At 58.4% G+C, this 26485-nt stretch carries 26 protein-coding genes and 7 tRNA genes; 14 read left to right on the top strand and 19 right to left on the bottom strand.

All coding sequences use genetic code 11. The features are described from left to right. The 9 genes from QP965_RS01425 to QP965_RS01385 all read right to left on the bottom strand — a co-directional run bounded on the left by QP965_RS01425 (position 1) and on the right by QP965_RS01385 (position 3518). Positions 1-1227, bottom strand: coding sequence for a Dyp-type peroxidase (locus QP965_RS01425; RefSeq protein WP_284843885.1), 1227 nt, complete (start codon positions 1225-1227; stop codon positions 1-3). 2 nt (positions 1228-1229) lie between these two features. After that, positions 1230-1796 (bottom strand): copper chaperone PCu(A)C, encoded by a 567-nt coding sequence (locus QP965_RS01420; RefSeq protein WP_284843884.1) that lies wholly within the window; start codon positions 1794-1796, stop codon positions 1230-1232. Next, positions 1796-2362 (bottom strand): copper resistance CopC family protein, encoded by a 567-nt coding sequence (locus QP965_RS01415; RefSeq protein WP_284843883.1) that lies wholly within the window; start codon positions 2360-2362, stop codon positions 1796-1798. Before QP965_RS01415 ends, QP965_RS01420 begins: the two co-directional genes overlap by 1 nt. A 530-nt stretch (positions 2363-2892) precedes the next feature. Next, a tRNA-Gly gene (locus QP965_RS01410) sits at positions 2893-2965 on the bottom strand. A 44-nt stretch (positions 2966-3009) separates the two neighbouring features. After that, positions 3010-3081 (bottom strand) — tRNA-Val (locus QP965_RS01405). Positions 3082-3108: 27 nt separating this feature from the next. Next, positions 3109-3179, bottom strand: a tRNA-Cys gene (locus tag QP965_RS01400). A gap of 30 nt (positions 3180-3209) precedes the next feature. Then, positions 3210-3285 (bottom strand) — tRNA-Gly (locus tag QP965_RS01395). Positions 3286-3323: 38 nt separating this feature from the next. Next, positions 3324-3395, bottom strand: a tRNA-Val gene (locus tag QP965_RS01390). A 47-nt stretch (positions 3396-3442) separates the two neighbouring features. Then, positions 3443-3518: transfer RNA gene (locus QP965_RS01385), tRNA-Gly, on the bottom strand. A 245-nt stretch (positions 3519-3763) separates the two neighbouring features. On the opposite strand from QP965_RS01385, the gene QP965_RS01380 reads away from it, so the two are divergent. From QP965_RS01380 to msrB, 5 genes are all read left to right on the top strand, one after another. Beyond that, positions 3764-3835, top strand: a tRNA-Val gene (locus tag QP965_RS01380). Between the two features lie 73 nt (positions 3836-3908). Further along, complete coding sequence (locus QP965_RS01375) at positions 3909-4811, top strand: DMT family transporter (RefSeq protein ID WP_284843882.1); 903 nt, start codon at positions 3909-3911, stop codon at positions 4809-4811. 72 nt (positions 4812-4883) lie between these two features. Further along, the gene (locus tag QP965_RS01370; RefSeq protein ID WP_284843881.1) at positions 4884-5570 is read left to right on the top strand and encodes a pyrimidine reductase family protein; all 687 of its coding nucleotides are present in this window, start codon (positions 4884-4886) and stop codon (positions 5568-5570) included. Between the two features lie 18 nt (positions 5571-5588). Further along, complete coding sequence (locus QP965_RS01365) at positions 5589-6740, top strand: glycosyltransferase family 87 protein (RefSeq protein ID WP_284843880.1); 1152 nt, start codon at positions 5589-5591, stop codon at positions 6738-6740. 9 nt (positions 6741-6749) lie between these two features. After that, complete coding sequence (gene msrB / locus QP965_RS01360) at positions 6750-7172, top strand: peptide-methionine (R)-S-oxide reductase MsrB (protein ID WP_005328550.1); 423 nt, start codon at positions 6750-6752, stop codon at positions 7170-7172. A gap of 110 nt (positions 7173-7282) precedes the next feature. Here msrB and hemQ read toward each other — a convergent pair whose 3' ends face one another. After that, positions 7283-7984 (bottom strand): hydrogen peroxide-dependent heme synthase, encoded by a 702-nt coding sequence (gene hemQ, locus QP965_RS01355; protein WP_204608795.1) that lies wholly within the window; start codon positions 7982-7984, stop codon positions 7283-7285. 146 nt (positions 7985-8130) lie between these two features. Here hemQ and QP965_RS01350 point away from each other — a divergent pair, with 146 nt between their 5' ends. Together QP965_RS01350 and QP965_RS01345 are read left to right on the top strand one after the other, a co-directional pair. After that, complete coding sequence (locus QP965_RS01350) at positions 8131-8790, top strand: DUF3000 domain-containing protein (RefSeq protein WP_502869227.1); 660 nt, start codon at positions 8131-8133, stop codon at positions 8788-8790. Position 8791: 1 nt separating this feature from the next. Continuing rightward, a complete protein-coding gene (locus QP965_RS01345) occupies positions 8792-10054 on the top strand; it encodes an HRDC domain-containing protein (RefSeq protein WP_239277577.1) in 1263 nt (420 codons plus the stop codon). 8 nt (positions 10055-10062) lie between these two features. Here the strand turns inward: QP965_RS01345 and dxs are convergent, their stop codons facing one another. From dxs to dut, 5 genes are all read right to left on the bottom strand, one after another. Next, complete coding sequence (gene dxs, locus QP965_RS01340) at positions 10063-11988, bottom strand: 1-deoxy-D-xylulose-5-phosphate synthase (protein WP_284814162.1); 1926 nt, start codon at positions 11986-11988, stop codon at positions 10063-10065. Positions 11989-12126: 138 nt separating this feature from the next. Next, positions 12127-13350, bottom strand: a complete 1224-nt coding sequence (locus QP965_RS01335) for a class I SAM-dependent RNA methyltransferase (protein WP_284843879.1) — start codon at positions 13348-13350, stop codon at positions 12127-12129. Continuing rightward, positions 13343-14065, bottom strand: a complete 723-nt coding sequence (locus QP965_RS01330; protein ID WP_502869225.1) for a DUF3159 domain-containing protein — start codon at positions 14063-14065, stop codon at positions 13343-13345. The genes QP965_RS01335 and QP965_RS01330 overlap by 8 nt, the downstream gene beginning before the upstream one ends. 17 nt (positions 14066-14082) lie before the next feature. Continuing rightward, positions 14083-15030: a DUF3710 domain-containing protein gene (locus QP965_RS01325; protein ID WP_284843878.1), complete on the bottom strand. Its 948-nt coding sequence runs from the start codon at positions 15028-15030 to the stop codon at positions 14083-14085. A gap of 48 nt (positions 15031-15078) precedes the next feature. After that, positions 15079-15552 carry a dUTP diphosphatase gene (gene dut / locus QP965_RS01320; protein WP_200435696.1) on the bottom strand — a complete coding sequence of 158 codons (474 nt, stop codon included), beginning with the start codon at positions 15550-15552 and terminating at the stop codon, positions 15079-15081. 64 nt (positions 15553-15616) lie between these two features. On the opposite strand from dut, the gene QP965_RS01315 reads away from it, so the two are divergent. Further along, a complete protein-coding gene (locus tag QP965_RS01315; RefSeq protein WP_479953223.1) occupies positions 15617-16153 on the top strand; it encodes a DUF3093 domain-containing protein in 537 nt (178 codons plus the stop codon). A gap of 112 nt (positions 16154-16265) precedes the next feature. On the opposite strand, the gene QP965_RS01310 is transcribed toward QP965_RS01315, so the two are convergent. Beyond that, positions 16266-16556 (bottom strand): DUF4193 domain-containing protein, encoded by a 291-nt coding sequence (locus QP965_RS01310; RefSeq protein WP_005325023.1) that lies wholly within the window; start codon positions 16554-16556, stop codon positions 16266-16268. Positions 16557-16668: 112 nt separating this feature from the next. After that, entirely contained in the window at positions 16669-17556 is an 888-nt protein-coding gene (locus tag QP965_RS01305; protein WP_239277567.1) for an inositol monophosphatase family protein, read from the bottom strand. On the opposite strand from QP965_RS01305, the gene ppgK reads away from it, so the two are divergent. Together ppgK and QP965_RS01295 are read left to right on the top strand one after the other, a co-directional pair. After that, positions 17555-18313, top strand: a complete 759-nt coding sequence (ppgK, locus tag QP965_RS01300) for a polyphosphate--glucose phosphotransferase (RefSeq protein WP_239277565.1) — start codon at positions 17555-17557, stop codon at positions 18311-18313. The genes QP965_RS01305 and ppgK overlap by 2 nt on opposite strands. Before the next feature lie 200 nt (positions 18314-18513). Beyond that, positions 18514-19986 carry an RNA polymerase sigma factor gene (locus QP965_RS01295; RefSeq protein WP_239454579.1) on the top strand — a complete coding sequence of 491 codons (1473 nt, stop codon included), beginning with the start codon at positions 18514-18516 and terminating at the stop codon, positions 19984-19986. Positions 19987-20076: 90 nt separating this feature from the next. Here the strand turns inward: QP965_RS01295 and QP965_RS01290 are convergent, their stop codons facing one another. Both QP965_RS01290 and QP965_RS01285 read right to left on the bottom strand, forming a co-directional pair. Next, positions 20077-21843 (bottom strand): DEAD/DEAH box helicase, encoded by a 1767-nt coding sequence (locus QP965_RS01290; protein ID WP_225746858.1) that lies wholly within the window; start codon positions 21841-21843, stop codon positions 20077-20079. Further along, entirely contained in the window at positions 21840-22091 is a 252-nt protein-coding gene (locus QP965_RS01285) for a DUF3039 domain-containing protein (protein ID WP_005325062.1), read from the bottom strand. Before QP965_RS01285 ends, QP965_RS01290 begins: the two co-directional genes overlap by 4 nt. Before the next feature lie 137 nt (positions 22092-22228). Here QP965_RS01285 and QP965_RS01280 point away from each other — a divergent pair, with 137 nt between their 5' ends. The 4 genes from QP965_RS01280 (at position 22229) to QP965_RS01265 (ending at position 26450) form a co-directional block, all read left to right on the top strand. Beyond that, the gene (locus tag QP965_RS01280) at positions 22229-22603 is read left to right on the top strand and encodes a DUF3099 domain-containing protein (protein WP_284765907.1); all 375 of its coding nucleotides are present in this window, start codon (positions 22229-22231) and stop codon (positions 22601-22603) included. Between the two features lie 15 nt (positions 22604-22618). After that, positions 22619-24190 carry a DUF7782 domain-containing protein gene (locus QP965_RS01275; RefSeq protein WP_284843877.1) on the top strand — a complete coding sequence of 524 codons (1572 nt, stop codon included), beginning with the start codon at positions 22619-22621 and terminating at the stop codon, positions 24188-24190. 42 nt (positions 24191-24232) lie between these two features. Beyond that, on the top strand, positions 24233-24676 hold the full coding sequence (gene dtd / locus QP965_RS01270) for a D-aminoacyl-tRNA deacylase (protein WP_239277560.1): 444 nt from the start codon (positions 24233-24235) through the stop codon (positions 24674-24676). A gap of 358 nt (positions 24677-25034) precedes the next feature. Then, positions 25035-26450: an SLC5/6 family protein gene (locus tag QP965_RS01265; protein WP_239277558.1), complete on the top strand. Its 1416-nt coding sequence runs from the start codon at positions 25035-25037 to the stop codon at positions 26448-26450. Positions 26451-26485 lie beyond the last annotated feature (35 nt).

The following is a 26485-nucleotide window of genomic DNA, read 5'->3' as shown; positions in this document are numbered from 1 at the left end:
CTACAACCCTGCATGCACGCAGAGCGATTTTGCCCACCATGATTCACGCCCATCGGCAGCAAGGGTGCCCGGCGGACAGAAATACATAGCGGAGCCAATATGGGTCAGCCATTCATTCATTAGGTCAGATTCATCCAATCGTGCCTGGATAGGCTCAAATTGTTTGGTGGGATCCTGCTGGTAGCAGATAAAAACCTGCCCAATATTGGATAGCTGCCCGTCCTTGCCATCGGGAGCTAACTCATAGTTATACGGGCGGCGTAGGATGCGCTGCTCTGGGTGGTCAGCGGGCGGGGCGGCCACGGCCATGTGTGAGTTCTTATCGATAACCGGCAGTCCATAGTCATCTACCGCATCGAAGTCCGCAGCGTCGAATTCATCCTTACCGGTAAGTGGGGCACCGGTATCGAGCTTGCGGCCGACAGCGTTCTCGCGGGAAGAGCGATCCAGCTTTTCCCATGTATCCACGTTCATGCGGATGCGGCGTACCACCATCGCCGTTCCCCCATTGGCCCACTGCGGGCCCTTATCGATCCACACCTGGGCCGCGAAGTCCTCCTCGCTGCGCGGGTTAACAGTGCCGTCCTTTTGTCCGAACATATTGCGCGCGGTGGCGCCCTTTTCCTGGCTGCCGTAGGCGTTAATAAAGCCCTGCTGCAACCACTTCACGCTGGCATAGTGCTCACCTGCGCGCACCATGTGCCGCAGGGCGTAGGTATTCATCAGTGGATCATCGCAGCAGATCTGCAAGACGATATCGCTTTGTCCCCACTTGGGCTCCAGCGCATCGCGTTGAAAAGAACGGACATCTCCCAGCCACTGGGGCTTGTCCACTCCGAGCAGGTTAAAAACCTCTTCGCCTAAACCGCACGTGATAGTCAGGTTCGCGGGTTGCTGCACCATTTCTGGCTCCAGCGTGCCCAGCGGCGCCTCCCCTGTACACAGCGCGCGCGCATCCTCGGTCCACAGCTTCATGAGGCTGGCGAACCCCCGCTTGTCGACGTCCCTTTTAAGGTCAAACCCCACCAAATTCAGGTGGGCCTGCGCTGCGGTAGCGATACCCGCTTGATGTTTACCGTCGAATGCCACGAGGGCGTCGGCAAGCGCAGGCCCATCCTGCGCCTGAGCATCCGGGGAAGAGCCCTGATCAGCGCAGCCAGCCAACGCGAAGGCGCTGGTCGATACCGCAGCGCCGGTGAGAAACCCCCTTCTGCTGAATCCAGACATAGCTAGTGTTCGTGTCCCTCCATCTGGTGGTCTTTCATATCGCCGTAGTCCTCATCGCCGGCGGGCATGCTGCGCGTTTGAATCTCGCCCAGATCGAGCTCTTCGCCGCCCTCTAGCTCCACTTTGAGATTGAGGGACTCCCCGGGGGCGATCTGGTTGTCCATCTTCATGAGCATGAAGTGGTCGCCACCTGGCGCAAGTTCGTGGGACTCGCCAGCCTTAACCACCAGCGGACTCGACATTTCCTGCATCTTTCCATCGACGGTCTCATGCATCTGGTTCACCTTGGCGTTGAGGCTGGTGGAAAATCCAATAATGGTGATGTCTTTATCGGAATGGTTGACCAAGGTGCCAAAAATGGCGGTCATGTCCTTGTCCTCATTGGCGCGCACGACGGCATCGTCAAAGGTCAGTTCCTTAGATTCTGCAGCGGAGGTTGTTTCCCCTGTGCTAGTGGCAGCATCCGTCTTCGACTCGGTGGAATCATTTTGGTTTTGCGGTGAGCACCCCGCCAGGGCGAGGCCGGCCGCAGTCAAGCCCACAAGGGCGATGCTAGAAATTTTGGACATTATTTTTCACCTTCCGAATCAATGCGACGATACTTGGCAATAAATAGGGCAACTACTGCGGCGATTGCCAATAAGCCACCGACGCCCAGGATGACTTTAAGCGCGGTCGGCAGGCCCTCATCCCCATCCTGGGACGACGATTCAGCAGCAGCTGCCTCGGTACTCTCGGTGGAGTCACCCTTGACGGAGAATTCCACTCCCCCGCGGGTAGCGTGCCCGTCCGAAGACGTGATCTGGAAGCCCACCTGGTAATTACCCGGCCCAGGGTGGACATCCGCAGGAGTTTCAATGGTGAGATCCCGCTCATGGAGCTTTGGTTCCTGGCTAAAGACTTTTTCACCAGTATCCACGTTGGTCACGGCAAAGGTGTTGAAGTCTTCTTTGGGGATACCAGAAAACTCGAGGGTGATTTCCTTCGGAAACTCGTCGAGTTGGTCGCCGTCTTTGACAGAACCGCCAATAACGGAATCGTGCGCGAAGGCGGCCGGCATTGACCCGCCCAAAACCAGTGCTGCAGTGCCTACTGCTGCCGCCGTGCGGCGCAGCCAAGGTACGCGGTAGCCCATAGATAGCTCCTTTTGTGTTGAAAATGCACAAGTTGAATTGTCAGACATACTAGCCGCGCGGTTTGCCTGAGCGGCAATCGCGATAAGCAGCGCGTCGAGTCATATGTCGGGCTGTAGTGCGCACAAGTTCCCCGCCTTGAATAAAAAGAGGCATTTATCACTATTTAAGGAATGCCAACTCAATGATTGGAGCTGCCTCCCTCAGCATTCCCCAGCACGCCTACTTTCAAATGCAGGACCAGTCAGCATCAAGGCAGTGACTATCGAAACCGTACCTGCAACGATGAGAGCGCAGGGCCAAATCGCGTTACCGGAATTGCCACCGGTATCCGCCTCCGATAGCCCCACAGCAAATAGTGCGCTTCCTACCAAGAGTGACAGGCAGCCTGAGGCACCCACCAGTAGCGGAACTAAAACATTGCGTGACATCGCTACCCCTTCCACTGTGGCTACTGCAACCAACAGCTGGTCACCCTGCGATCCTAGCTAGACATGCGAAAAGCCACCCTATTTCTAGGGCGGCTCACCTGAGCGGATGACGAGACTCGAACTCGCGACCCTCACCTTGGCAAGGTGATGCGCTACCAACTGCGCTACATCCGCATAACAAACCGGAGTTTGTTGCAGAGTCCCAAAGAGGACTCTCGTGCGCGATACTGGGATTGAACCAGTGACCTCTTCCGTGTCAGGGAAGCGCTCTCCCACTGAGCTAATCGCGCTTAATGCCCGAAGGCATTAAGAAGTTGAGGTGGAAACGGGAATCGAACCCGTGTGCACGGTTTTGCAGACCGTTGCCTCACCACTCGGCCATTCCACCGTGGCGATACCGCCTCACACAATACAGTGCTGGAGCGGATGACGAGACTCGAACTCGCGACCCTCACCTTGGCAAGGTGATGCGCTACCAACTGCGCTACATCCGCATGCGAAACCAGGCCCGGTTTCTAGGACAAAGTCCTTGTGCGCGATACTGGGATTGAACCAGTGACCTCTTCCGTGTCAGGGAAGCGCTCTCCCACTGAGCTAATCGCGCGCTATTCATTTAGAATCACTCTTCACAGGCGAACCCCTAGAAAAGCGTGGAGCGGATGACGAGACTCGAACTCGCGACCCTCACCTTGGCAAGGTGATGCGCTACCAACTGCGCTACATCCGCATTGCCCCGCAAACTTTGTACCGTTGCGGTGCGAGAAGAAACATTATCGTGCTCCGCGCCAGTTTCCAAATCCCCAGCCCAGCGGCATTCTTTCCGGCACCCGTTTTTCACATTCGGGCCGTCCCAAAACACACTGGTGTGATTCTCCGAAGGCAGTGAACCACAGGCCGCCTCCCTCTGATGTGCACCACTGCCCAGCCAATTAGGTGTTTGAATTTGGTGCGGTGTAGATTTAGCCACCGCAAGGTCCTATAGCTCAGTGGGAGAGCGTTCCGTTCACACCGGAAAGGTCACTGGTTCAATCCCAGTTAGGACCACAATATCCCGCCCACTGCTCCACTCCATAGGGGCTTGGGCGGGTTTCTTTATATGTCTGTAAAGTGTCCCGACGTGTTGTGGATTCTCTTAGGCATTATCGCCGGACTCGTTCTACCCGTTCAGACCCTGGTTAATACGCGCCTTCGCGCGTCTACTGGCACGCCGTTTTCCTCATCGCTCATTTCGTTTGCCGTGGGCACGTTGACGTTGCTTGTCATTGCGACAGCCGTCACCGGCGGCGAGTTTGGCATTTCCCGCGCTTTTGGGGAACCGCTGTGGATTTGGTTCGGTGGTCTGCTCGGCGTGGTTGCGCTTACTGGAAATATCCTGCTATTTCCTCATCTGGGCGCGGTTCAGACCGTAGTTCTTCCCATCGCGGGTCAAATCATGATGGGCCTTGCCATCGACCACTTTGGACTGTTTGACTCCCCCACTTCCCCACTGTCCCTGGTTCGCGCCCTTGGGGCACTAGTTGTTCTCGGTGGAGTGATTTCTATCGTCGCCAGCCCCGGCGCGCCGACGAAGCAAGAAGACAGCGCTATGGCGTTGTGGCTTTGGCGCCTCGCCGGCTTTGTCTTTGGTTGCTTTACCGCATGCCAATCCGCCATCAACGGCCACCTGGGGCAGATCACCGGATCGCCCGTTAGTGCGGCTTTGGTCTCTTTTAGCATCGGCGTTTCCGCGCTCGTAATGCTCAATATTGTTTTGCGCTGGCGCCCTCGCATTGAGCGTCCCGAGGGTAAGGCTAACCCGTGGTGGATGTGGGCAGGCGGCGCCTTGGGAGCCATGTTTGTCTTTGGCAACGCGGCCTTAGTACCGCAGATTGGCACTGGGCTTACTGTGGTGGCAACACTTCTTGGTTCCATGTTGGGCTCCGTGCTCATTGATCGGATGCGGGGTGCGCGCGTCGCCATGCGCCAGGTAGCCGGCATTGCAGTGATCTTGGTTGGCGTAATACTCATCCGCTTGGTGTAGGCCCCTCTCCTGTGGCTATGCCCGGTACTTTGCTGTGCTGGGCATCTGGTGCCTTGACTAGGCTGGGAAGGCATGGATATCTCTTCGCTATTGGGCCCCGATTCCGGTGATGCATTCACCGTCCGCACAAATATGGTCAGCACGCTAACCGGCTCGGCAACCATGAACCACGTTTCCGAAGACATGGGAAATGACACTGATGGGCAGCTTTTTGCCGCGCTACGTAATTGGGCAGACGTCGTGCTGGTGGGTGCGCAAACGGTGCGCGCGGAGGACTACTCCGGAGTAAAACCTAACGGGGATGGTTCGCGGCCGGCTCCGATTGCGGTGCCTTCCCGCAGCCTTGAGTTTGATGTCGCCTCGGATTTCTTCACGGATTTTACTACCCCTCCCATCATCCTGGTCCCCCATAGCAGCAGGGACGATCAAGAGCTCGCAAAGCGCATCGCGACCACCGAATCCACAGGCGCGGAAATCTGCGATGCTGGCGAAGGAACCGTGCAGGACTACATTTCCGTCTTAAAGGACCGCGGGTTTAAGCGCGTGCTCTGTGAGGGCGGGCCAGGAATGATAGGGCAGCTGGTAGACATCGATGCCATCGACCAGATGTATTTGACCCTGGACCCACATCTATCTACCGGCGTGGAAACTCCCATGGCGACCTTTAAGGGCGAGCATTCCCATCGCCGCATGCAGTTAGAAAATGTCGCGGCCGATCAGGATGGCACGGTGTTTCTGCGGTATTCCCGCGCCCGCTAGGCCGTAGACTAAGGGGCCGTGAATTCCCGAATCAATGCCGCCGCCTGGCCCGTGGCCATCCTGCTTGTTGTGCATCGCGTTTTCATCATCGCGCGCAATGGCACGCCGACGGATGATTTCACCACCGTGTATAACGCTGTGACACGCATGTCCACTGGCCAGCCAGTCTATGAGCAGGCTTATAACCACGTTGACCCGCTGTACCTGTATACCCCGGGAGCCACGTTGCTGCTCGCACCACTAGCGCACATCGATTTTTCGTTGGCACGGGGACTATTCATCGTCGCCAACGCGGCTGCAATCGTGGCAGCGCTAGCTGTGCTCACCCTTACGGTGGGCCGCACACTTACTTCGGCAGTATGGCCAGTATCCATCGCTTTGGCCTTTGTCACAGAATCGGTGACCAATACGCTCGCATTTACCAATATCAACGGCATTCTCTTGCTATGCATGGCCGTGTTCTTGTGGGCTTTCGTGCGCGCCGAGCGCACCCCATGGCTGGGCTGGGTGGCAGGCGTGGTCATTGGCTTGGCCATCGTCATTAAGCCGCAATTTGCGCCGTTGCTCTTCCTGCCCTTGGTCAAGCTGCAATGGCGCAGTCTCGCGACTGGCATTGGCCTACCGGTAATTCTCAACCTCCTAGCGTGGCCGCTCGTGCCGGGCGCTAGCGGCTTTGTGGATAACCTCCTGCCCTACCTCTCAGAAACCCGTGACTATGCCAATTCTTCCTGGGCAGGCTTCCACGCCTACGTTGACTTTGGCGCGGGACTGTATTGGACCGTGTGGTTGATATTTGCCGCGCTTTCGGCCGCAGCGATTCTCGGGCTTTTGCGTTGGCGCAACTCCGACCCGACCTTGTGGGCACTGACGACTAGCGGGGCGATCATGGTGGGTATCTTCTTCCTGTCTTCCCTTGGCCAGCAGTATTACTCCATGTGGCTATTCCCATTGATGTTTACCGTTGTACTCAAGCGTTCGGTTTTCCATTCCGCGGGCGCGTGGTTTGCGGCCTTTTTCTATTTGGCTCCCGTTTCTTGGGCGTCTACAGCGCACCCGGATGCTGGTCGCTGGATGAATTTTTTCACGGCAACGGTGGGATGGGCGCTGCTTATCGTCGCAATTTTCGCTACGGTCGCCGGCTGGTGGCGTGCCGCGCGCAGCACGGTTTAGACTCGGCCCATGACCGATTTCAAGCTCATTGCCGATACCGAATGGCGCCAGCGCTTAAGCCCCGAGGAATACTACGTCCTGCGCGAGGCCGGCACCGAGCCGCCCCACGTAGGCGAGTACACCAATACCACCACCGAGGGGGTCTATTCTTGCCGCGCGTGTGGAACCGAGCTTTTCCGCTCTACGGAAAAGTTTGAGTCCCACTGCGGCTGGCCATCCTTCTTCTCCCCACTCGCAGGGGACAAAATCATTGAGCGCGAAGACAATTCGCTAGGCATGCGCCGCGTAGAAGTTCTGTGCGCCAACTGCGAGTCTCACCTGGGGCACGTCTTTGAAGGCGAGGGCTACGATACCCCCACCGACTTGCGCTATTGCATCAACTCCATCTGCCTGGACTTGGAGGAAAAGCCGGTAGAAGGTGGCACCGCCTAAGGTGGCATGCACAAGAAAGAGCGCCCCGTCGGCAGCCTAACTTGCAGGCTAGTGACAGGGCGCAACAAAGGGACGTCGCCAAGCAGGGCTACTGCTAGGCGGCGTTTCTTTTAGGGCAGTACTGCGATGAGCTCTGCTACGTCCTTGACGCGGCGGCCGGTGTGGAAGGGAATCTCCTCGCGCACGTGGTGGCGGGCCTCGGTGTAGCGCATCAGGTACATCAGGTCGACGATGCGGTGGAGCTCATCCGCCTCGAAGGCCAAAATCCACTCATAGTCACCCAGGGCAAAGGCTGGGACGGTATTTGCACGCACATCCGGGTAGTCGCGCGCCTGCATACCGTGCTCCATGAGGATGCGGCGGCGCTTTTCATCGTCCATGGTGTACCAGTCATAAGAGCGCACGAAGGGGTATACCGAGATCCACTCCTTGGGCTCCTCGCCCATGATGAAGGAGGGCAGGTGGGACTTATTGAACTCTGCTGGACGGTGCAAGGCATTGCCTACCCAGGTCACTTCGCTGACTTGGCCCAGGGTGGTCTCGCGGCGGAAGTCCCCGAAGACCTTTTGCAGGTCAGAGAATTCCTCGGCGTGCCACCAGATCATGAAGTCGGCGGAATCACGCATAGCCGTGAGGTCGTAAATGCCGCGCACGGTTACCTTTCCGGCCTTTTCCACGCCGGCAAAGAACTCCTGAGCTTGGGCGATGATCTCCGCTCGCTCGGTGCCGAGCGCGCCCGGGATCACCTTAAAAACTGCGTGCTGGGAATATTGCTGAACCGCGTTGAGTTCCTTGTAGTCAAGCTTCGCCATTGCGTTCTCCTTTGCAGAAGCCTTTGGGTAAACGAACATATCCATCATAAGTTGGATATGAAACCTTGTCACTTTCCGGCCACGAGGAGGACGACACGCCCACGCATCGGCGCGCCTCCCCCAGCTAGAGGCCGCGAAACTATAGCTTGAACGTCGTGAGCAATTCCGAATCGACCACCCCACGCAGCACCGAGGCCTCCGCCCCCACCCCTTTGCACGGGCAGGCGGAAACCCACGAGCCAGCTACCCCCGCCGCTTTCACCCAAGCAGTGGAGTCCATGCACGCGGCCGACCTGCGCCCTGAGATCACCCTAGGCTCCATTCGCCCACCGCAACGCCTTGCGCCGTTTAGCCACGCAATCGGCCTCGAGGTGGGAAACGAAGACAACCCAGATATCGTGCCCACCGATGCAGAGGGCGACGCCTTTGGTCGCCTCATCCTGCTCCACGATCCGGGCGCTGAGGAGGCTTGGGAGGGCGCCATGCGCCTTGTGGCCTATATCCAGGCCGATATGGACGACGCCGTAGCCGGCGATCCGCTCTTGCCCGATGTGGCGTGGCAATGGCTCAACGAAGGCTTAGAACAGGAGGGTGCCGGCCACACCAATTTGGGCGGCACCGTCACGTCCACCGCGTCCGTGCGTTTTGGCGAGATTGGCGGGCCACCGCGCGCCTACCAGATTGAAATGCGCGCTTCGTGGACTGCCGAAGGCCTCGATCTCGCACCCCACGTACAGGCCTTTGCCCAGGTATTGGCCAACGTTGCCGGACTACCCCCTGAGGGCGTCACTGAGCTCGGCCGCTAATATGCCAGAATTGCGCAGCCGGCCGCTCGAAGGCGTCCCGCCGGTTCTTGCTACCCCGGAGGAGTTCACCGCTGCCGCAGCCCGCCTCGCCGCGGGTACGGGCCCCTTTGCCATCGATACCGAGCGCGCCTCCGGCTATCGCTACGATGATCGCGCCTTCCTAGTGCAAATTCGCCGCCGCGGCGCGGGCACGATGCTTTTTGCCCCTGAAGGACACCGCGAGGAGCTCACGGCCGCCCTTGCCCCAGTGCTCAACAGCGCGGAGTGGATTATTCACGCTGCCCATTCGGATTTGCCTTGTCTCGGGTGGCTCGGTCTCTTCCCTGGCTCCATCTTTGACACGGAACTGGCGGCACGGCTCGCGGGATTTGAACGGCCCAATCTGGGAACTATGGTCGCAGAGCTTTTTGACGTCGAATTGGAAAAGGGCTACGGCGACGCCGACTGGTCCACCCCGCAGCTCAGCGAGGAACTCAAGGCTTATGCCGCGCTCGATGTGGAACTACTCCTCGAGCTAGCCGACGCCCTGCGCGACATTTTGGCCGAACAGGACAAGATGGACTGGGCTTTAGAAGAATTTTCCGCCATAATCCAGGAACATTCCGGAGACTCTGCTCCCCAGCCACACACGTGGCGTGATCTGAAGGGCATCTCCAGTTTGCGCAGCGGCAGTCAGCTCGCTGCTGCTCGAGCACTGTGGGCCAAGCGCGACGCTATCGCTCGGCGCACGGACACTGCGCCCGGCCGGGTATTAGCGAATAAGACGCTGGTAGAAATTGCGCGCACCCTTCCCACCACCGCGGGCGATCTTGCCCGAGTCAAGGGATTTCCCCGCCGGCGCAAAGGCGCCACCGCCCAGTGGATGACTGTACTTAACCAAGCGCGCACCGTTCCCCCGCAGCAGCGGCCTCGCGTCCATCGCGCCCCACAACCGGTTCCTTCCAAAACCATCTGGGCCGAGGACTACCCAGACCTATGGGAGATTTACCAGACTATCCGCGCGGATATCGCCGATCTCGCTGCTGAACTCGGTATGCCTTCCGAGATCCTTATCCGCCCTGCCGCTGTGCGTGCAGCGGTATGGGCGAAGGTAGGTGTGCGCGCCGATAAGCGCCACCGCGGACCTGATTCTGTCGCCGGCGCCATCCGGCAGCCTGGCGACGTCGCTGCCTTCCTCCGCGCGGAGGGCGCGCGCGAATGGCAAATAGAAATGACCGCCCCGATTATCGTGGACGGTCTTTTCTACGAATATTTAGCAGGCTAAGGCTAGGATTAGTCCTTTTCTCCTCGCGCGTTGGCATCAGCAGTGAGGTTTTTTAGCCACTCGCTTATCGACGCCGCCATAAGCTCAGGCGTCAACCCGAACTCTTCCAAAACCTCGCCGCGAGAGCCGTGCTTAGGGAAGTATCCCGGAACGCCGAGTCGGCGCACAGGAGTATCGACCTCGGCTGCGCTGAGGGCCTCCGAAATCATGGAGCCAATACCGCCGCGGACAAGGCCGTCTTCTGCCGTAACCACCAAGTCGTGGTCAGCGGCGAGAGCCACCACAGAGCTTGCCACCGGCGCCACCCAACGCGGGTCAACAACGGTAACGTTTACGCCCTGTTCGCCCAGCTGCTTCGCAGCCTCGATGCTGCGAGCGGACATCGCACCGATAGAGACGATGAGCACTTCTGGGGTATCCTCGCCCGCATCGGCTTCGCCATAGTGCAGGATGTCTACGCCATCTCCCAACGTATCCACCGCTTCCATATCTGGCAGCAGGTTGCCCTTAGGGAAGCGGACCACGGACGGGCCAGATTCGATCTCTAGCGACTCGCGGAAGAGCTCCCGCAGGCGCGCGCCATCGCGCGGGGCGGCGATATGCATTCCCGGCACAATGCTCATAAGCGCCATATCCCACACACCATTGTGCGAAGCGCCATCGGAACCGGTAACTCCGGAGCGGTCAAGCACGATGGTTACCGGCAGCTTTAGCAGCGCAATATCCATAATGACTTGGTCCACGGCGCGGTTTAAGAAGGTGGAATATACCGCAACGACGGGGTGCATCCCGCCAAGCGCCAAACCAGAGGCAGAGGTCATTGCGTGCTGCTCGGCAATTCCCACATCAAAAAATCGCTCTGGGAAGCGCTCTTGGAAGGGAGCGAGCCCAGTAGGACCGGCCATGGCAGCGGTAATGGCCACGATGTCATCGCGCTTTTCGGCAGCGGCTAACAGCTCCTCTGAAAAGGCAGCCGTCCACCCAGGTTGCTTGGTGCCCTTAGCCACACCGGTAACCGGATCAATAGCACCGGTAGAGTGCATCTGGTCCTTCGGCTCATTGACGGCCGGGGCAAATCCGTGGCCCTTTTCGGTAACCACGTGCACGATGATGGGCCCGTCATAATCGCGGGCATAAGTCAGGGCATGTACCAAGCTATCGATATTGTGCCCGTTGATGGGGCCGATGTACTTCATGCCCAGTTCCGGGAACATCTCGGTAGGCAAGACGGTGGACTTGACGCCTTCCTTCATGGCGTGCAAGGCATCAAAGGCACGCTCGCCTACCCATCCCATTTGCTTCAGGCGGCGCTTGCCCTGTTCCATGAGCTCGTCGTAACCGTGCTGGGAGCGGATGCGGCCGAGGTTTTCGGAAATGCCACCGATAGTGGGCGAATAGCTACGGCCGTTGTCATTGACCACGATGACCGCATTGCGGCCCTTGTCCTCCGAGATATTGTTTAACGCCTCCCAGCACATGCCGCCGGTGAGGGCGCCATCGCCGACAACACCGATGACATTGCGGTGACCGTCGCCGCGAATCTTGAAGGCCTTAGACAAGCCATCGACCGTAGACAACGACGCCGAAGCGTGGGAGGACTCGGTCCAGTCATGCTCGGACTCGCCGCGGTCCGTATACCCCGAAAGGCCGTCCTTTTGCCGCAAGGTATCGAATTGATCCGTGCGCCCGGTCAGCATCTTATGCACATAGGACTGGTGCGAAGTGTCAAAAATAATGGGCTCACGCGGAGAATCAAATACACGGTGCAACGCAATGGTCAATTCCACCACGCCCAAGTTAGGCCCCAGATGTCCGCCCGTGACGGAGACCTTGTCAATGAGGCGCTGCCTAATCTCTGCCGCCAGCTCCTCAAGCTTGTCTGCAGACAGCGCCTTGAGGTCCTGCGGCGAGTTAATGGTATCCAAGATAGTCATGGAGCGGCCTTCAACTCCTTCTGTGCTTAGTTCTTCTTTTCTACCGTACCCGCGGCGGGCGGTGAATATTATATCGGTCAATGTTCCGAGAACGGCGCGGCAACGTGCAACACCCCGCCTCGGAGCCATAAAGGTTCATTAGGCAGGGGTAATGAGCGCAATCGTTTCAAAGTGGTGCGTTCCGGGGAACGCGTTAATGAGTGCCATCTTTTCTATTCCGTATCCGTGCTGGTTCCAGTATCCCAAGTCGCGCGCGAAGGTGGCGGGGTCACATCCCACGTGAACGACCGCCTGGGGTGCAGCGGCCGCCACGGAACGAATCACGTCCTCCCCTGCACCGGTGCGCGGCGGATCAAGGACTACAGCGCCAGGCTTGGGAAGCTGTGCGGCGACTTGCTCGACCTTCGCGGACTTTACTTCCACATCGCAGTCTGCAAGGGCGGCCTGTTCCCCGGCCGTAGCCGCCGGTGAATAGTCCACGGAGATAACTTTGCCCTGCACGGCATGGGCCAGTGCGGGAACGAATAGGCCAACGCCACCGTAGAGATCCCAGGCGGTGTGCTCTTGGTACTCGCGACCCCCGAGCCACTCCGCTATCAGATCGGTATACGCGGCCGGTGCGTGGCTGTGGGCCTGCCAGAAGGCGGTAGCAGGAAAGCTAAACGTCCGCCCGTCGACATGCTCGTGTACCTTGCCGCTGCCTTCTACCACCTCACGGATGGTCTCCACGCGGCGCCCGCGCGGGGCTTTGCGGGTTTCTACCACGTGGCGGTTGCCCTCGCCATCGAGAACGGCGATGACCTCGGCGCCTGGGGTAAACCGGCGCGCGCCCTCTCCAACGAGCCCCTCTGCCAATCCCGGAGCCAGCTGCGTACAAGCAGCGCCCGTAACAAGCTCATTGGACCGACGCTGACGGGTTCCGGCGCGCCCTTGCTTGTCGACGCCCCACCTCACCCGCGTGCGCCATCCCCGAACCGGCTCTAGGGTGTGCTGCTCAATGTTCAGTTCCTCGCCGGTGACAACGCCGGTGCGGCGCAGCTGCTCCGACAAGATCTCTGCCTTGATTCCGGTTTCGGCCGCGGGATCCAGCTCGGCGAAATCACAGCAGCCAGCTCCTTGCGCGGCTGCAGGACAAGACGATGGCACGCGCAACGACCCAGGACTTAGTACACTTTCCAGCTCTGCCTTAATGAACGACTTCTTTACACGGCCGGCCGTAGCCTTTACGACGTCGCCGGGAAAAGCGCGAGGAACGAATACCACTCGCCCATCCGGCGCCTGGCCAATTCCTTCCCCGCCGTGCGCCATGCGGTCAATGGTGACCTCAAGACTATCGCCGCGGCTCATCGTTGATTCAGTCATTTTCTGCCTCAAACTTTGGTTCTCGTTCTGCGTTAGTGTGCTCACCTGCGCCCGCCGCTGCGTCAACGGCTGCATCCGCGCGGCGCACCATCCACACGGTCAGCGCCGTAACTAGAAGCGTCAATGGCCACCCCATCAAGATTCGGGTCACCCCTAAGGCCGTGGTTGCATCCGCATCATAAATGGCGCGCTGAACAACAAAGCGGGCCAGGAAGATAACCGCCCACCCACCAGTAGCGATGGCATAGGCCCGGCGCGCCTGGGCAACCTTTTGCCACTGCATTTCCTCGCCATTAATCCCCTTCCAGATGACACCCACAGCGGGCCACCGAAAGAGGATTGATAGTACCGCGGCAATACACAGCGCCAACGACATCCAGATGCCGTACAAGAAATACCCTTTGGCATCACCGGTAAACCAGGCGATGGCTGCGCAAAGGGCCACTCCCAGCAGACCCGATATGGCTGGCTGCAGGGTCTCTTTACGGATTACCCTCCAGAGTGCAATAACAACGGCCACGCCGAGCGCCGCCGTCAAGGCTGGCCCCAGCCCAAAGAAGTTATTGATGGGAATCAGCACAATGACTGGCAAGGTGGCCGAGATGAGCCCTGATAAGCCTCCCATTTGCTCCAGCAGGGTCGGCTCGGCAGCAGACTCCTCGGAGTCCAGGTTCTTAGCGTCCGGGGAAGGTTGCGGCGAGGAAGAATGTGTCACGTGGTTTACTGCTTTGCCTAGTTCTTGGAATTAGGTGCAGATCCCTCATCGGGATTCTGCGGGGACGATCCATTCTCCCCCTGTTGTGGGCTGCCACCCAAATCGCGCAAGTGTTGTTCCGCCTCTGCTTCTGCCGCAGGGTCAGGGCCGCCCACGCCGTTTTCTGGGTGGTCTTGAGCATTAGCGGCTGCCTGCTGTTCTTGCTGGCGCTGGTCCATAGCCTGCTTGACCTGCTCTACGAGCTGCTCAGGCATGATGACCGGCAAAGCATTTCCCGCCAAGATGGGGTCTTCCCCGCGGTAGACGAAGGTACGGGCGGCAACCTCGCGGGCCATGTCAGCGAGGTCGGCTTCCATACCGGCCGGCGCGGCCAGGGTCATGCGCAGCATCCAGCGCGGACCATCTGCACCGATGACGCGGACCTGGCCGTTGTCGTTCTTGCCTACGACCTCGGCACCCCAAGGCCCTGGCTCGGTAGTTACGGTAAGACCATCGCGGCTCATGCCCTCCTTAATTTCCTCCACGGATTCTGCCCACTGGCCTGGCTTACGTGGGGCGGCAAAGGCTACGGGAGTAATTCGGCCTACCTTGGTCACGATGTGCAGCATTCGTGGGCCTTGTTCGCCCATTTCCACCTGTACCTGGGATTCCTTTGGCAGTGGGATGCGCAGGGACCCCAGGTCTAATACGCCAATGGAAAAGTCGCTGAAATCAAAGGTCTCGATATCGACGGAGTCGCCATCAAAGGGGCCGGTCTGGCCATTGATGGCATCATGAGCGAATTCGCGAGGTTCATTGCCAGAAGCCGCCGCGGCATCTGCCGCGGTGTCGCCTACTGGAGCATAGGTCTCCTGCGCCTCCGCATCCGCGGACGTGGGGTGCGCCGCCTTTTCGCTTTGGGCTGCAGGCTTGTCCTGAGCCTTCTTTTCTTCGTCGTTCTTCTTGCCAAAGGGCCAGATTCCCATGGGTGCTACGTCCTTTCTAAAAGTTTCGTTGAGTCTCTACTGCTTTAACTACACACCGGTAGAGCCATAACCACCGGCTCCGCGGACGGTGTCATCCAATTCTTCAACCTCAGCAAACCCCACCAGCTCTACGCGCTGGACCACGAGCTGAGCGATGCGCATGCCGCGTTCGATCTCAATGGGTGTATGCCGGTCGTGGTTGATGAGGCAGACCTTGATCTCCCCGCGGTAATCGGCATCTACCGTGCCCGGGGTATTGACAATGGAAAGCCCTTGCTTGGCGGCTAGTCCGGAGCGCGGGTGAATTAAGCCGACCGTTCCTAGTGGCAGCGCAATGGCAATCCCGGTGCCGACGAGGGCGCGCTCGCCGGGTTGCAGGGTAAGAGCTTCGGCTGCGTAAAGGTCTGCACCGGCGTCACCACGGTGGGCACGGTGCGGTAATGGAAGCTCCTTATCCAGGCGCTTGACTTTAACGTCCCCAAAGGGGCTTTCTGGCTGAGAATGCGGAATCGAGTCAGTCACCTGGCCAATCCTACCTTCCTTGGGAGGTTCATTCTGCGGCACGTGTGGTCTAGACTGACTAGACGTGTCTGATACATCTGCTACTTCCGCAACTCCGGCACCGTCAAGCGCCGCTTCGGCACAGGGCACGGTGACCCCTCAGGTGCTCTACCGCGAACGCCAATGGGTCCCTTGGTACTTTTGGCTTTTTGCAGCCGCCATCGTGGGGCTTACTTCCGCTACCGCCGGCCTTAACCGCTCCATGTGGTGGACCATTATTCCCGCGATCCTCCTTGGTGCTATCGCCGTATGGGTACTTATTACCTGGTCCAATACAGTCATCAAGGTAGAGCGGGACCCGGATGGAACGCGTTGGCTCACGGTCAAAGATGCCCAATTGCCTAACGACGTCGTCTCGCGGTCTATCACCGTTCCCAAATCTGCGCGGCGCAATGCGCTGGGTCCGCAGTTCGATCCCGCGGCGTTTTTGGTTTCCCACGCTTGGGTGGATGAGCACGCCATGATGGTGCTTAACGATCCAGAGGACGATACTCCTTATTGGCTCATCGCCTCGAAGGATCCGGAGGCTTTGCTCCACGCTTTCGTTCCGGAACAGCACTAATCTTTAATAGCTTTGCACACCACCGAAAGTTTGGTGGCTGCAATAGCAAACCCCGCATTCGGCAGGTGAAAAGTTGCCGAGTGCGGGGTTTCGTTTCTGGTGCGTATTCCTTTTAGGCGCAATCCTTGCAGATTGGCTGGCCGTCCTCTTCGTGGGAGTAGCGCTTATTGGACTGCACTAGGAAACACGAACCGCAGGTAAACTCATTTTCCTGACGTGGAACTACCTCAACATTAAGCTCCTCGCCCGTGAGGTCTACTGATGGCGGCTGGAAGGCTTCGACGATTTCTCCGTCATCGTCCATGCCGTTGTTATCGCTCTCAGCGGCTTTGAGTCCTTCTAGGGAGTCAGTTTCGAGTTCATCTTCCGCGCGCCGGCGCGGTGCGTCATAATCGGTGGCCATAATGCACGCCCCTAATGGTCAAGTTGCTTTAAGGAATGGGTATTTATCGATCGCGCATAGTAAAGCACAAATGGCTAGATGTCATCTCACCGCTCGCCGGCGTGGAAAACTATTACCCCCGCAGCGCGTCCGTGGCCCCGTGCGCTGCTAAAAGCTTTTCGAATGCGGGGGCCAAATCTGCCCCCGCGGCCCAGGTAAGTTCACCGTCAGCCGAGCCTTTATCAAAGCCTGGATGGCGCACCACCGCACCCGCTTCGCGGGCAATGATTGCCCCTGCGGCGAAGTCCCAGGCATTGATACCGTGCTCAAAGTAGGCATCAACGGTTCCCTCTGCCACACGGCACAGGTCGAGCGCAGCAGCGCCGATGCGGCGAATATCACGCACATTAGGCAGGAGCTTGGTAAGAAGCTCGGCTTGGGCTGCTCGCCGGTCAGCTTCGTATCCAAAGCCGGTAGCTACCAAGGCCAACGCAGGATCTTGTGTCTGGTTGCACCGCAGTGCGTGCTCAATTCCGTCTGATCCGGTGACCGTGGCGCCCTGCCCGGCTGCGGCCGCATAGGTGCGCCCGCGCGCCACGTTGAGCACCGAGCCAGCGACGAGGTGACCTTGGTATTCCGCACCAATGGATACGGCGTAGTCCGGCACCCCGTAGAGGAAATTCACGGTGCCATCAATCGGATCCACAATCCAGGTAACGCCACTGGTCGATTCCTCATTGGCGCCTTCTTCGCCGAAAATTCCGTCCCCGGGGCGCTGGGTGCGAATGGTGGTGGCAATGAACTCCTCTGTCGCGGTATCGACCTCCGTTACGGGATCTACGTCGCTGGACTTGGTGTGGGTATGCGCCGCAATGCCGTCACCGGCTACGAGTTCTGCACGCCGCGTAGTAATTAATTCCGCAGCGCGCGTGGCGGTGGAAACGGCAAAATCCCGCAATTGGAGAAAATCGATCTGCTCAGTCATGCCAACTATTGTGCCTTCTTCTAGACTGTCGGGCATGACTACTCTTTCTGGCCATTCCTTTGGCATCGATATCGGCGGCTCCGGCATTAAAGGCGCTGAGGTGGACCTCGCCACCGGCGAATTCGTGGGTGAACGCATGAAGATCGCCACCCCACAGCCGTCTACGCCGCATGATGTTGCCAAGGTGGTAGCTCACATCGTGCAGGAAAAGCAGTGGGACGGCCCCGTTGGCATCACCCTGCCGTCCGTGGTTCGCAACCAGGAAGTCGAGACTGCGGCAAATATTTCCAAGGACTGGATTGGGGTCAACGCCACAGAACTCTTTGCGGACTACCTGGATTCGGATTTTGCTGTGCTTAACGACGCCGACGCGGCGGGACTAGCCGAGGTTGCCTACGGAGAGGACATCGCCAAGCAAGGATCCGTAATCTTCCTAACCCTGGGCACCGGTATCGGTTCGGCCTTCTTCCTAGACGGCCAGTTGTTCCCGAATACCGAACTGGGGCACCTCACGGTGGGCGATGACGAGGCTGAGAAAATTGCGTCCTCGGCCGTAAAGGACCGCGAGGGACTCAAGTACAAGCAGTGGACTAAACGACTCAACAAGGTCCTCGCGGAATATGAAAAGCTCTTTAACCCGCAGGCCTTCCTCATTGGGGGTGGGATTTCCCGCAAGTTTGAAAAGTGGGGCCCACACCTTGATATTGAAACCCCCGTCATGCCTGCACAACTGCGCAATCGCGCGGGAATTGTCGGAGCTGCGATGGCGGCGGTAGACGGTTTGAAACCGTAGTATTTACGCACTGCAGGTGACCCTATCCACCGGCAGATTGGAAAGATCCTCTATACTGGGCGGTCGATCCTAAGTTAAATAGCTCTAGGGCGTGTCTGGCCTGCATAAGGCCACAACGCGTTAACATCACACTGATGCACGAGCGCCCGATTAGGGCGCTCTGAGCTGTTTCAATCAAGAAGTTAGTCGAAAGGGCGTACGTGGCAGCCACTGAATCTTCAGACCAGGCACTCGGCGAGGGCGAAAACGCCGCTGAGGCATCTACTCCTGCAAAGAAGACCGCCAAGAAGACGGCAAAGAAAACCGCGAAAAAGACGGCTAAGAAGACGGCCAAAAAGACCGCTAAGAAAACAGCCAAGAAGACTGCGAAGAAGACCGCAAAAAAGTCGGCCAAGAAGACCACTAAGAAGTCAGCCAAAAAGGCCACTAAGAAGACGGTCCGCAAATCCGCGGCAAAGAAGCAGGAATCCCCAGCCGAGTCCGAAAAGCAGGCACAGCCGGAAGCAGAAGAGGAGCTCGAGGAGGACGAGCACGACGAAGACGTCGACTTCGATCCCACCAATGCGGACATCGAAGACGATGATGACTTCGACGCCGGCGAAGACCTCGAGGACGATGACCTCGAAGAGGACTTGGACGACGACGATGAGGAAGAAGAGGAAGACACCTCTTCCGTCTGGGACGAGGAAGAGTCCGCTGCGCTGCGCCAAGCACGCAAGGATGCGCAGTTAACCGCCTCTGCTGACTCCGTCCGCGCCTACCTCAAGCAGATTGGTAAGGTCGCCCTGCTCAACGCCGAGCAAGAGGTTTCCCTAGCTAAGCGCATCGAGGCTGGCCTGTACGCACAGCACCGCATGGATGAGATGGAAAAGGCCCGCGCCGAAGGCGATAAGGCCGCCAAGCTCTCCCCCATGGAAAAGCGCGACCTGCGCAGCATCGCCCGCGATGGCCGCAAGGCCAAGAACCACCTACTGGAGGCCAACCTGCGTCTGGTGGTTTCCTTGGCCAAACGCTACACCGGCCGTGGCATGGCTTTCTTGGACCTCATTCAGGAAGGAAACTTGGGTCTTATCCGCGCGGTGGAGAAGTTCGACTACACCAAGGGCTATAAGTTCTCCACTTACGCCACCTGGTGGATCCGCCAGGCCATTACCCGCGCCATGGCTGACCAGGCTCGTACCATCCGCATCCCAGTGCACATGGTGGAGGTCATCAACAAGCTGGGCCGCATCCAGCGCGAACTCTTGCAGGACTTGGGCCGCGAGCCTACCCCGCAGGAGCTGGCGAAGGAGATGGATATCACCGAGGAAAAGGTGCTCGAAATCCAGCAATATGCCCGCGAGCCCATTTCCTTGGATCAGACCATCGGTGACGAAGGCGATTCCCAGTTGGGTGACTTCATCGAGGACTCCGAGGCCGTCATTGCGGTCGATGCCGTATCCTTCACCTTGCTACAGGATCAGCTCCAAGACGTGCTGACTACGCTGTCCGAGCGTGAAGCCGGCGTGGTTCGCCTCCGCTTTGGCTTGACCGACGGTATGCCGCGCACTTTAGACGAGATTGGCCAGGTCTACGGAGTTACCCGCGAGCGCATTCGCCAGATCGAGTCCAAGACGATGTCGAAGCTGCGCCACCCCTCTCGTTCGCAGGTTCTGCGCGATTACCTCGACTAATCGCTGCAGCTGCAGGAGCGCAGAAAGCCCGCACCAATTTTTTCGGTGCGGGCTTTCTGCGTAACTACTCTCTAGCTACCGTGGGCTGTTCTACCACTTGCGCAGGTATTCGATGCGCTCGCGCAGCTGCTCGGCATTGCACAGCGCGGTGGGCGGGCCGCCACAGGCCTTGCGCACCTCAGTATGGATAGCACCGTGCGGGCGGCCCGAGCGCTGGGCAGCGATGGAGACTACCGTGTTGAGTTCTTTGCGCAGCTGGCCTAGCTCATCGACGACTCCGGTGTCGCTGGACTCAGACTCCATAGACTTCTTCCGTGAGGCCGGCGCATAGTCCATGCCGTAGAGCTTGCGGCGGTGGGCTTCCTCCGCCTCAGCCGCGCGTCGCGCTTTTTCCTCCGCTTCGCGGCGATCCATTTCCTCGGATTGCTTCTTGCGCAGCAAATCTTTTACCTGGTCCGCATCAAGTAGCCCGGGAATGCCAAGGAAGTCCGCTTCCTCATCAGTGGTCATATCCCCAGTATTGAACTGAGAACCGTTGTAGAGCAGTCCCGAAAACTCTGCTTCGGCACCAAGCGACTCATATGACTTCTCCAGCATGTCTGGTTCGGTCTTCTTCTGATTCGCCTGCTCTAGCAGGTCGTCATCCCAACCTTCCTTGTCGGGCTTTTCTTCACCCAAGACGTGGTCGCGGGACTTTTCCATATTTTCGGCCAAGCCCAGCAGGACAGGAACCGATGGAAGGAAAACCGATGCCGTCTCGCCCGGCATGCGCGAGCGCACGAAGCGGCCGATGGCCTGGGCGAAAAAGAGAGGAGTCGACGCCGAGGTAGCATAAACGCCCACCGCAAGGCGCGGGACGTCGACGCCCTCGGACACCATGCGGACCGCCACCATCCACTCATCGGTGGACTCAGAAAATTCCTGAATGCGGTCCGAGGAGCCGGGATCATCAGACAAAATCACCGACACTGGCGTATTAGAAAGCTGTTTGAGGATCTTGGCATACGCGCGTGCGGTCGTCGTGTCCGAAGCCAGCACGAGGCCGCCTGCATCCGGCATATTGCGCCGCATTTGCATCAGGCGGGTATGCGCCGCCTGCAGCACCGCAGGAATCCACTCGCCCTTGGGGTCCAAAGCGGTGCGCCACGCTCGGGCGGTTTGCTCCGCATTCATAATGTCGCCCAAACGAGCTGCATGTTCCTCACCGGCCGAATCGCGCCAGCGGGCTTCGCCAGAGTAAGAAAGAAAGACAACGGGGCGCACGACGCCGTCGGCAAGCGCATCGCCATAGCCATAGGTATGGTCCGAGCGGGATACCTTGTGCCCCTCCCCATCGTCCACGTACTGGACGAATGGAATGGGCGAGTCGTCGGAGCGGAAAGGCGTACCGGTCAAAGCCAGGCGGTGATTGACATCGTCATAAGCTTCCTTGACGCCATCTCCCCAGCTCTTGGCGTCGCCTGCATGGTGAATCTCGTCAAGAATCACCAAAGTGCGCCGGGCAGAGGCCACAGCGCGGTGCTTAAAGGGGTGCATACCCACCTGCGCGTAAGTCACCACAATGCCGTCCATCGAGGGATTAACGGCGGAGGAATTGCTAAACGCCGGATCTAGAGCCAGACCTACGCGTGCGGCAGCGCTAGACCACTGGGTCTTGAGGTGTTCGGTAGGCACCACCACGATTACGCGCTCGACCGTACGGTCTTCCATGAGCTCGGTGGCAATGCGCAGGGCGAAGGTAGTCTTTCCGGCGCCTGGGGTCGCCACCGCCATGAAGTCTTGCGGCTTAGTAGCGAGGAATTTATCGAGGGCGGATTGCTGCCAGGCGCGAAGGTTAGTCTTCTTAAAAGTCCTCACTTGCGGCGCAGACCCTTATACACACGCTCACAATCGGGGCACACCGGAGAACCCGGCTTTGCCTGCTTGGTCACCGGGAATGTTTCGCCGCACAGCGCAACGACATACTTGCCGTTCACCGCGGAATCGAGGATGTGATCCTTTTTGACGTAGTGGAAGAACTTCGGCGTGTCATTATCCGTCGTCGAAGTGTCTTCACGAATATCTGGCCGTTCAATTGTCTTCGTAGTCGTAGTCACGCACTCCATTTTGCCGCATCGGCATCGAACTTTGCGAGTCAGGCGGCTACCCTTGGAGAACATGTACACGTCATGCACGCCAGCCACTGCGCCCCTCTCCCCTTATCGAGGGAACGCCGACGCGCACGAGGGGAGCCGAATCTAGGTTGTTTGGCAAAAAAGAGCGCTATCTCATCACAGATGCCAAGCTCACGCCTGGCCAGGACCGCAAGCGCCGCGAAATTCAGTACGGAATCTTCCAGTTTTTGCGCGTTCCTTCCCTGCTCATCGCCGGCTTTTTCCTCTATATGCATTGGTGGCTTCTAGCCGCCATCATTGTGGGCGTGACGTTTCCCCTCCCCTGGATAGCAGTGGTGATTGGCAACGGCCGAGGTGAAAAGAAGGATAAGCGCGAGAAAAACGTGTACAAGCCAGCCATGAACCGGCAGCTTTATAACCAAGCCCACGCCCCACAGGTATCCGGCGGCACCGCCCGACCTATTGAGGCACACCACGACATCATCGATCACGAAGAAAAGTAAAGGATTCCTGCTTTCATGACGACCGCTTTTGGCCCCGACTTTGATGCCACCGCGCTAGCCAAGCTGGCCGAAGAGCTTTCCGATGTCTTTACCGCCGCCGGTTTTACTACCGATGGCATAGCCGGGCACCTAGGGCCGGAAGTTACCGAGGCCCTCTTCCGCGGCGAACCCGCACCAGTTGCGCTCGCCGCGCACAGCGAATCTCAATTGGATCTATTGATCCGCTTCTTCCTCCTGCATGAACACCTACCGGCGACCCTTTTAGGCGAGGCGGTAGGTGCGCGCCTGGCTACCCAGTTGCTGGATGCCAATGTTGCGCTTGCCGACGCCCATGGCAAGGCCTACATTGCCCTCGATATCCGCCCCCACATCATCGTTGGCGCCAATCGTCTCGTCTTCTCCGACGTCGACGCCTCCTTGGTCGACCACGTACCCGGCCCAGACCATGTGCTTGGCGTTGGTGCGGCAAGCCTTTCGCTGCTGCAATCCACGCCAGTAAGCCCAGTGGGCAGCGTCTTAGATCTAGGCACTGGCTCAGGCGTCCAATTGCTGGGGCAGCTCGATTGCGCTGAAAAGATTACCGCCACCGACGTGCATGAGCGTGCATTGGAGTTGGCCGAGGCTACCATTGCCGCTACTGGCGATAGCGAGAAAGTGGAATTGCTGCAAGGTTCGTGGTTCGACCCCGTAGCCGGCCGCCGCTTTGACCGCCTTGTAGCTAACCCACCTTTTGTTGTTGGCCTTCCTGAAGTTGGACACGTCTACCGCGACTCCGGGTTAAATCTGGACGGTGCTAGCGAGCTGGTTGTCTCTCGGGCCACCGATCACCTAACCCCTGGCGGAACGGCTCACCTTCTGGCCGCTTGGGTACACACCAGCGGCGAAACCTGGCAGCAACGCGTTGCCTCCTGGCTGCCGGACAAGGGAATTGCCGCCTGGATCATCCAGCGCGACGTAGCCGATCCCGCACTCTATGTGTCTACCTGGCTCGAGGACGAATCTCTGGATGTACGCTCCCCTGAAGGCCAAGAGCGCTCTCGCGCCTGGCTGGAACATTTCCAGCAGCATGAGGTCAATGGCATTGGCTTTGGCTTTGTCGCTATCCAACGCATCGGCGACGATGAACCTGCCGATATCTTGGCCGAAGAAATGCCCCAGGCCTTTAGCGACCCACTTGGCCCTGAAGTAGAAGAATACTTTGCCCGTGTGGCGTGGTTGCGCGACCTAGTACCCGGGGAACTACAGGGAAAGCATTTCCACGTACGCCCGGGGCTGGCACGCGAAGATATCAGCACCCCAGACGGGGAATTGGGCCAGGGCTTTACACGGGCCGCTCAACGTCTTACTCGCACCGACGGTCCGCGCTGGAGCCACGAAGTAGATGAACACATCGCTGCCATTGTCGCCGGACTCAACCCACAGGGCTTGAACCTGGAAGAAACCATCGGCTTGTATGCGGCGGCGCACGGATTCGACGAAGAAGAACTCACCGCAGCCGCTCTACCTGCCGTCATCGATATGGTCCGACATGGACTGCTTATCCCAGCCGACCTCCTCTTGGATACCGATTCGCCGGACCTCAGCTAGATCCACACTGTCCCCCACTCGTTATATAAGGAGAAGTAAACCATGCGCGCAGTTTTGACTCGGGTATCAGAGGCCACAGTAACCGTCGATGGAGAAACCGTAGGAGCCATCGATTGCCCCGAAACCGGTGGTCTTCTCGCTCTAGTTGGGGTCTCGCGCGAGGATATGGATGATTGGCAGCCCCGCGCCGAGAAAATGGCACGCAAGATTGCCGAACTGCGCATTCTTGATGGCGAAGTGTCAGTCATTGATGCCGGAGCGCCCGTGCTTGTGGTGAGCCAATTTACTTTGTACGGCCGCACTGCCAAGGGACGGCGCCCTTCGTGGGCGGATGCTGCCCCAGGACCCGAGGCCGAACCGGTCATCGAGGAGATTATTGCGAACCTTAGGGAACGCGGCGTGTCAGTAGAAACAGGCCAATTCGGGGCTAAAATGCGCGTTTCCTCTGTGAACGAAGGACCTTTCACCGTCTTAGTAGAGACCTAGCCCGCACCCTCTATTTCCGCCCCACGAGAACTGAAAATCGTGTTAAGCAGGCCCTTTTACAAACGATTTCGTGACTTAAAACACTTTTCCAGATTTTATGTAGAGCAAGCCATAAAGCGCTACGGAATGCAAATCCTCAGAGAGTGATAAATACCCTACCCACAGTGCAATAATTTATTATCACCCTGCAAGATTTTGTTCTATACTGAAGGCACAGCGAAGCAAAAGGGCTGGATATGCAGGATGAGAGACAGTTTCTCAAAGTCCTACAAACGCAAAATTGAGTGAGAAAGATTTTCTCAATCATGGTTGCAGAAGCCCAAACGCTTCGGCCGACCAACTAGATGTAGGAAAGAAAATGTCCCACTCAATCAAGCGGCGTAACAAAGCCCAGCACCCAGAAAACCAGGCTGAGATGCCTGAGGACCTCAAGACCTCCAAGGCAGCTCCCTCCTCCAAAGAATCCGCACCAGCCCCTGGCATTGACACTCCGTTTGATGGCCAGAAGGGTGCACCGAAGTGGAATAAGGAAGACACCGTATGGATGCTCTCCTTGTTCGGAACCGCAATCGGCGCCGGTGTCCTCTTCCTCCCCATCAACGCCGGCATCGGCGGCATCATCCCACTGATCATCATGACGGTGGTAGCACTGCCCATGACCTACTGGGCCCACCGCGGAATGACTCGCTTGGTCCTGTCCAGCTCCAAGCCAGACGGTGACCTCACGGACGTCGTCGAGGAACACTTTGGCATGAAGGCCGGCGTTCTGATGAACATCCTGTACTTCCTGTCGGTCTACCCCATCCTGCTGGTCTACTCGGTAACCATCACCAACACGGTCAACTCCTTCTTGGAGCACCAGCTCGGAATCACCCCACCGGACCGCTGGCTTACCTCGCTACTGCTGGTAGGCGGCCTTATCCTAATTGTCCGCATGGGCAAGGACGTCGTAGTTCACGTCATGTCCTATTTGGTATACCCATTCATCGGCATCCTGGTTCTACTTTCCCTCTACCTCATCCCGAAGTGGAATACCGCACTCTTTGATTCCTTCGACCTCAACGTTGCTCGCGAGGCTTCTGGCCACAGCATGGGCGTTACCCTGATGCTGCTGGTTCCGGTTATGGTCTTCTCCTTCAACCACTCCCCGATGATTTCCTCCTTCGCCGTTGACCGCCGCCAGACCTACGGCAAGTTCGCCGAGGCCAAGTCCCGTAAGACCTTGCTCCGCGCAGAAATCCTCATGGTCGTCGTGGTCATGTTCTTCGTCTTCTCCTGCGCTCTGAGCCTCTCCCCGGCTGACATGGCAGACGCTAAGGCACAAAACATCACCATCCTGTCCTACCTGGCCAACCACTTCGATAACCCACTTATCCAGTGGATTGCCCCAATCATCGCCATGATTGCAGTTGCTAAGTCCTTCCTCGGCCACTACCTCGGCGCAGCCGAAGGCTTCGAAGGTCTCGTCATCAAGGGCAGCAAGAACGCAAGCAAGGACGACGCAGAGTCCGCCCACAAGCTCGATACCATCACCCTCATCTTCATGCTGGTCACCGCTTGGCTCGTCGCCTGGGCTGACCCATCCATCCTGGGCATGATTGAAACCCTGTGTGGCCCGACGATTGCCATCATGCTCTTCATCATCCCAATGGTCGCCATCCACAAGGTTCCAGCACTGAAGCGCTACAAGGGCAAGGCTTCCAACTACTTCGTCTTCTTCATGGGCCTCGTCGCCCTAGCAACCATCATCTACTCCATCGTCCAGGCCTTCTAGGCACCGCCGCAGACGAGAAAATCGCAGAGGATTCA

The sequence above is a fragment of the Corynebacterium sp. MSK074 genome, from assembly GCF_030229735.1.
Classification (GTDB): Bacteria; Actinomycetota; Actinomycetes; order Mycobacteriales; family Mycobacteriaceae; genus Corynebacterium.
The sequence above is the reverse complement of the archived record's forward strand: the minus strand, read 5'-3'. Positions and strand labels throughout refer to the sequence as shown.

Excerpts from the sequence above, each read along its gene's own strand:
- QP965_RS01425 (WP_284843885.1), bottom strand. The coding sequence starts at position 1,227 with ATGTCTGGATTCAGCAGAAGGGGGTTTCTCACCGGCGCTGCGGTATCG.
- QP965_RS01420 (WP_284843884.1), bottom strand. The coding sequence starts at position 1,796 with ATGTCCAAAATTTCTAGCATCGCCCTTGTGGGCTTGACTGCGGCCGGC.
- QP965_RS01415 (WP_284843883.1), bottom strand. The coding sequence starts at position 2,362 with ATGGGCTACCGCGTACCTTGGCTGCGCCGCACGGCGGCAGCAGTAGGC.
- QP965_RS01370 (WP_284843881.1), top strand. The coding sequence starts at position 4,884 with ATGGATATCTCTTCGCTATTGGGCCCCGATTCCGGTGATGCATTCACC.
- msrB (WP_005328550.1), top strand. The coding sequence starts at position 6,750 with ATGACCGATTTCAAGCTCATTGCCGATACCGAATGGCGCCAGCGCTTA.
- hemQ (WP_204608795.1), bottom strand. The coding sequence starts at position 7,984 with ATGGCGAAGCTTGACTACAAGGAACTCAACGCGGTTCAGCAATATTCC.
- QP965_RS01345 (WP_239277577.1), top strand. The coding sequence starts at position 8,792 with ATGCCAGAATTGCGCAGCCGGCCGCTCGAAGGCGTCCCGCCGGTTCTT.
- dxs (WP_284814162.1), bottom strand. The coding sequence starts at position 11,988 with ATGACTATCTTGGATACCATTAACTCGCCGCAGGACCTCAAGGCGCTG.
- QP965_RS01335 (WP_284843879.1), bottom strand. The coding sequence starts at position 13,350 with ATGACTGAATCAACGATGAGCCGCGGCGATAGTCTTGAGGTCACCATT.
- QP965_RS01325 (WP_284843878.1), bottom strand. The coding sequence starts at position 15,030 with ATGGGAATCTGGCCCTTTGGCAAGAAGAACGACGAAGAAAAGAAGGCT.
- QP965_RS01310 (WP_005325023.1), bottom strand. The coding sequence starts at position 16,556 with ATGGCCACCGATTATGACGCACCGCGCCGGCGCGCGGAAGATGAACTC.
- ppgK (WP_239277565.1), top strand. The coding sequence starts at position 17,555 with ATGACTACTCTTTCTGGCCATTCCTTTGGCATCGATATCGGCGGCTCC.
- QP965_RS01305 (WP_239277567.1), bottom strand. The coding sequence starts at position 17,556 with ATGCCCGACAGTCTAGAAGAAGGCACAATAGTTGGCATGACTGAGCAG.
- QP965_RS01285 (WP_005325062.1), bottom strand. The coding sequence starts at position 22,091 with ATGGAGTGCGTGACTACGACTACGAAGACAATTGAACGGCCAGATATT.
- QP965_RS01275 (WP_284843877.1), top strand. The coding sequence starts at position 22,619 with ATGACGACCGCTTTTGGCCCCGACTTTGATGCCACCGCGCTAGCCAAG.
- dtd (WP_239277560.1), top strand. The coding sequence starts at position 24,233 with ATGCGCGCAGTTTTGACTCGGGTATCAGAGGCCACAGTAACCGTCGAT.
- QP965_RS01265 (WP_239277558.1), top strand. The coding sequence starts at position 25,035 with ATGTCCCACTCAATCAAGCGGCGTAACAAAGCCCAGCACCCAGAAAAC.